This window comes from Nocardia sp. NPDC058497, from assembly GCF_042720195.1.
In the GTDB taxonomy this organism is placed as follows: Bacteria; Actinomycetota; Actinomycetes; order Mycobacteriales; family Mycobacteriaceae; genus Nocardia.
The window spans coordinates 1-4,863 of sequence record NZ_JBHXMY010000461.1; the positions used below are offsets into that span (position 1 = coordinate 1).

Below are 4,863 nucleotides of genomic sequence, written 5' to 3' on the forward strand. Positions count from 1 at the left end.
TCGCGTGGTCGCGGTGTGTGGCGAGAAGTGGTTCGCCACGGTAGTTCTCGGACACTGGCTTTCCGGTCCAGCCGTGCGCTCGACACGCATTGAGAGGCCGTTTGTGTGCCGGCGTCCGCGCCGACGGCTACATCCAAACAGGCTGTCCCCCATCCGACTCCGAAGGAGCGCAATTCCGTGGATGCTGATCATGAATTCTCGCAATCAGCTGCCGACGAGGCACCGCCCGGCACCGACGCTGTCCCGAGCACGAAAGTGGGTACCGCCGGGGAGCTGATTGCCGCGCTGCCCGCCATGCTCGGATTCGTCCCTGCCCGTTCAGTGGTCGTTGCCCTGCTGCACACCATCGATGGAAATGCTGGTCGGCGAGAGATTCGCGCGGTGGTCCGGTTCGACCTCGATGCGGTCACCGAACCTGACTCAGCTCACCAGGTGTTGAGCATGCTCGATTCGATGTGCCTGCGCGAGGGCGCGATCGCGGCGATGGCGGTGATCGTCGACGATCGACCCGAGGCTGACGCGACCGCGGATCGCGCGGTGGAGTACCTGCGTGGGTTGGCGGTTGGGCTGACCCACGCGTGGCTGGTCCCGGCAATCGCGGCCGGGGCGCAGTATCGCGGGCTGCTGAGGGCTGGCGGCGCTGGGACCGCGGAAGATCCGTGCGCGTCGCCGTTAGCGTTCGCCCAGGTCCTCAACGGTGTTCAGATTCGAGGGTCGCGTGACGAACTCGTCGACCTGCTCACCTCGGATCCGGTTCTGGTCGCTGAGGTCGAGCCGCACGTGGGCCCGGCGATCGCGCGCTTCCGGGACGGTTTGGCTGCCGCGGTCACCGACGAGCGCGGCGACACCTACCGGCGAACCGCCGCGAAGTCGGTTCTCGCGCTGATCGCCGCATTCGGTGAGACCGACTGTGCTCCGGAAGATCTGGCCACCGTGATGGCGGCGCTGCGCGACAGAACGATCCGCGACATCATGTTCGGGCTCGTCGGCACCGAGCTCGGCCCTGCGGCACAGATGCTTTGGCATCAGATGGCGCGAGCGGGCACCGGCCCGGATCGGGCCGAAGCCGCGGTACTGTGCGGCTACGACGCTTACTACCGCGGCGACGGCGCGTACGCGGGGATCTGCATCAAGGCAGCCCTACAGGCGGAACCGTCGAACCCGATGGCGGTCCTGCTCGACGCAGCTCTCAGCGAAGGACTACGGCCTGGCAGGATTTCCAGGATCGCCGAAACAGCGCGCCTGGTAGCGGCCGACCACGGCGTCGACCTCCCGCCAGCCAGCTGACGCGACACCCTACTGCGCGCGACCTTCGTGGTCGACCGGGTCGAGTTGCGTGCCGCCCACCGGGCGACATGGCGAAGTTCAGTCGGGAAAATAGCGGATCGGGATAGCGCGCTCGATCCCAGCTGCCTCAAGATCTTCCAGGGTGAACACCTGGTTCGCTCGATCGCCGAGTAGACCGCTCAGCAGCAGGTCCAGCAGTGCGCGATGCTTGGCTCGCGAGGCGTCCACTGCCGCGCGCATCTCGGACACGAACTCCTGGTGCGCTTCACCGACTCCGAGTTGGTCCAGCTCTTTGAGCAATGCTCCCGCCACGAGGTAGCCGTCCCACGGGGTTCCGGTGCGCTGCAACGACTCCGCAGTGTTGAGTATCAGGCCGTGCACATACTGAGTCGGGTCCCGGCCGACGCTCTGGCGTGAGGTCGGCAGTTCCAGGTCGAACAACCCGCACAGCCCATCGAATTAGGCGCGGCGTTCCTCGGCCATCCACCGCGGATTGCGTTCGTCGGTGACCACGTCGACATAGGCATCGCGTAGCTCACCCACCCCGAACCGGGTCGGCGGGTTCGGTACCAGGCTCGCGTAGTCCTCATCCGGTAGCACCGTGCCATTGTCGTGGAACCGCCTCAATGCTGCGGTGCGAACGACGGTCGAGGACCGGATCCCGGCAACGCCGTCTCCTCTGCAGCCACCTTGTTCAGCTGCGCATGGTCGACCTGTCACCTGCGTCCCTCACTGGTGATGGGCCCGCCGTGCACCGCCACTTCCACGCCGATCGCACCGTGCGCGGTGGGGCGGCCGAGTACGTACCAACCGTCGCCGGCGTCCGTGCTGACGCCATCGTCCCAGGCCTGAGCGATCACCCGCCCGTCGGACCCGACTTTCTTGGCGATGTCGGGTCTGTCCGAGTTCCAGGATTTTTGTTCCACGTTCCACGAATCGAAAGGACTGTTATGGCAGGCGAGACGAGCATCCCCTTGGTGGGAAATCTCTGCTCCGAAGTAGAGCTCACACTCACCCCGGCCGGTGTGGCGGTGGCGCACTTTACCGTCGCCTCAACACCGCGCTACTTCGACCGTAACCTCGGTCAATGGCGCGACGGTGAAGCGTTGTTCCTGCGCTGCAACGTGTGGCGCGAACCCGCGGAGAATGCGGCAGCCACGTTGTCGAAGGGCTCGCGGGTTCTGCTTTTCGGCAGACTCAAGCAGCGCAGCTTCCAGAGCCGTGACGGCGAGAAGCGCACGGTGATCGAGGTCGAGGTCGACGAGCTCGGCCCGAGCTTGCGGTGGGCGACAGCAGTCCTCACCCGAACCACCGTCAATCGGACAAACACCAGCGGCGACAGCGGCTTCGGGCACCAACAGGTGGCTCCGAACGCGAGTACACCGGCCCCCGATAGTCCTGTGGTGTCCGACGATCCGTGGTCGGCACCGGCCACCGGTTCCATGGCCGACGAAGTCGGTGGTGGCGAGGGGTGGGCAACGCCGGCCTTCGCCGGGGTCGGTGCCGGGGTGTTCGGCGGTGAGCCCGACTTCTGACCGCGTCCGCCCGGGCCCACCTCAGGAGCCGGCTGCTAGTTGGGTCGGTTGTTGTGGGTCCGGGTGACGGTCTGGGGTGGGCCCAGCCGCTCGAGGGCTACCAGGACAGCGTGCGCCACGGCCACGGGCCCGCGCCCGGCGGAAACGAATCCCCCACGCACGGTTCCAGCCACGGCCACCGGTCTCGTGGTCGAGCGTGGGCAATTCGTTCCCGCACGCAGTGGCGCGTTCCCGCCGCCGCGTCGCCCACTGTCCTGGTCGGTAGCCCTCGGCTGGGCCCACCCCAGCCCGGCACCCTCCTTTTCGTGAAAGGCGTGGCGTTCCAGCGCGCCCGGGTGCCGCCGTCATCTCCGTCTTCTCAGTCAGGAGTACTGCTGTGTCCGTCACCGCTTCCACCTCCCCCGACAGCCACCAACCAACTATCGACGACGCGCAGGTGTCGGGGACACAGGCGTTCCTCGATGCGATCTTCGAGATCGAGTTGATGCTCGACCTCGATCGCCGTGCGGCGTTCGAGTCGTTCCCCGCCGCGTTGGCGTTGGCCACCGACGCTGATTGGGCGCTGCTGGATTTCATGGTCGAACAGTTCACCCTGCATCCGCGCGAAGCCGCGCTGCTCCGACTCGACGCCCGCTGGCAGGACGCCGACGAACTCGAGCGCGAGCGGATGCTGGCGCTGGTGCCCGATACCGACCCCGGTCTGCACTCCCACGCCGACCACGACCTCACCCAGATCCTGGCGACTCGTGCCCGTCGTAACGGGACAACCGTCGAAGCCGAGCAAGCCAAGCTGCAAGTTCAGCTCCTCGCCGCAGAGATGCCTCGCGCGTCGATCCGGACGTGGCGTAACCCGCCGCCTCGCTTGCACCTGACCCCGACCCGGCGCATCGACACCTCCCGATTCGCACCCGCTCAGATCCGTGCTCGTGTCAGCGCCCGCGGTAAGCGGCGACCGGCCCAGGTCGAACCATCCGTGGTCGCGACCTACATCCGTGAGAGCTTGTTCGTCGACACCGAAGTCGCCGAACAAACTCGCTTGCGGCGACGTTGGGCCGAACTGTCCGCCCGCGGTATCACCTTCACTTCGTCTGCACCGCGAGGCTGGACACCGCGCCACCCTGGCGACCGGCCGCCGCTGCCAGCGGAGTTGTCGACCGCGATCTGGGATCACCACTACTGCACTCATGTCGCCGACCAGCGCGACCACGAACGCGCGATGGCCGGCGAGTCGATCAAGTCTTCCGAGCACTCCCATGCCTGGGCGGCCGAACGCACCGGACTGCGAGCTCGCGGCGACCGGCGCGAGGCGTATCTGTTCCAAGGCAACGGACTCGACGACTTCCGTACTGCCATGAGCCCGGTCTTGGGGTGGCGGTGCGTGTCGTGCTTCGTCGAACGTGCCGCCTCCGACCAGCGGCCGGTACACGACCGCGACGGTGTGCTGCGTAGCGATGACGGGTTGTGCGACTTCTGCCGCCACGATGACCGCACCGGACTGCCAGAACTCCCGCACGGGTTCACTGGCGTCGATCTCGCCGAGGCGTACTGCTCTTATTTCGCCGAGCACTACCGGGACTCGGCCTGCGCCTTGATCGCCGAGGTTCGTCGCCGGGCCCCGCAGTGGATCACCGAAGTGACCGACCGGTTCCTCGCCGAACACTCAGACCTGCCAGGTTCGCCCGAACCGGTCGACCCCGATGCTGAGCCCAGCCCGGCCGCGGCACCGGCGCGTAGGCAGCGCCGTCAGAAGGTCCTGCCGCCCGGGCAACGCGCCGGTCGGTGCGAGGCCTGCACGAAGTATGTCCCCGTGCACGACGACGGGTTCTGCACTCAGTGCCGGGTCTACCTCGGCCTGTACGTGCCGGCACCGCGCCAGGGTCATCCCGTGGCCGCCTGAGGTCGTCTCACTGTTGGGCGTCTTGGGGGGGGGGCCCCCCACAACCGGTCCCCCCCCCCGCCCCCCACACCCCCCCCCCCCCAACCCCCCGCGCGCCGGCGCCCACCCCGCCCCCCCCGCCGCCGCCGATCGACGATCTCACGC

Annotated in this window: 6 protein-coding genes; 3 read left to right on the plus strand and 3 right to left on the minus strand. The window is 67.6% G+C overall.

Features of this window, described 5'->3' with window-relative positions:
* Positions 1-177 precede the first annotated feature (177 nt).
* Entirely contained in the window at positions 178-1,287 is a 1,110-nt protein-coding gene (locus ACFWPJ_RS24845) for a DUF4192 domain-containing protein (RefSeq protein WP_378854793.1), read from the plus strand.
* 78 nt (positions 1,288-1,365) lie between these two features.
* On the opposite strand, the gene ACFWPJ_RS24850 is transcribed toward ACFWPJ_RS24845, so the two are convergent.
* The 3 genes from ACFWPJ_RS24850 to ACFWPJ_RS24860 all read right to left on the minus strand — a co-directional run bounded on the left by ACFWPJ_RS24850 (position 1,366) and on the right by ACFWPJ_RS24860 (position 2,213).
* Positions 1,366-1,728: a hypothetical protein gene (locus tag ACFWPJ_RS24850; RefSeq protein WP_378854794.1), complete on the minus strand. Its 363-nt coding sequence runs from the start codon at positions 1,726-1,728 to the stop codon at positions 1,366-1,368.
* 18 nt (positions 1,729-1,746) lie between these two features.
* On the minus strand, positions 1,747-1,887 hold the full coding sequence (locus ACFWPJ_RS24855; RefSeq protein ID WP_378854795.1) for a hypothetical protein: 141 nt from the start codon (positions 1,885-1,887) through the stop codon (positions 1,747-1,749).
* A gap of 116 nt (positions 1,888-2,003) precedes the next feature.
* On the minus strand, positions 2,004-2,213 hold the full coding sequence (locus ACFWPJ_RS24860) for a hypothetical protein (RefSeq protein ID WP_378854796.1): 210 nt from the start codon (positions 2,211-2,213) through the stop codon (positions 2,004-2,006).
* Positions 2,214-2,237: 24 nt separating this feature from the next.
* Between ACFWPJ_RS24860 and ACFWPJ_RS24865 the strand changes: the two genes are divergently transcribed.
* The gene (locus ACFWPJ_RS24865) at positions 2,238-2,822 is read left to right on the plus strand and encodes a single-stranded DNA-binding protein (RefSeq protein WP_378854797.1); all 585 of its coding nucleotides are present in this window, start codon (positions 2,238-2,240) and stop codon (positions 2,820-2,822) included.
* A 376-nt stretch (positions 2,823-3,198) separates the two neighbouring features.
* Complete coding sequence (locus ACFWPJ_RS24870; RefSeq protein WP_378854798.1) at positions 3,199-4,719, plus strand: hypothetical protein; 1,521 nt, start codon at positions 3,199-3,201, stop codon at positions 4,717-4,719.
* Positions 4,720-4,863: the final 144 nt, after the last annotated feature.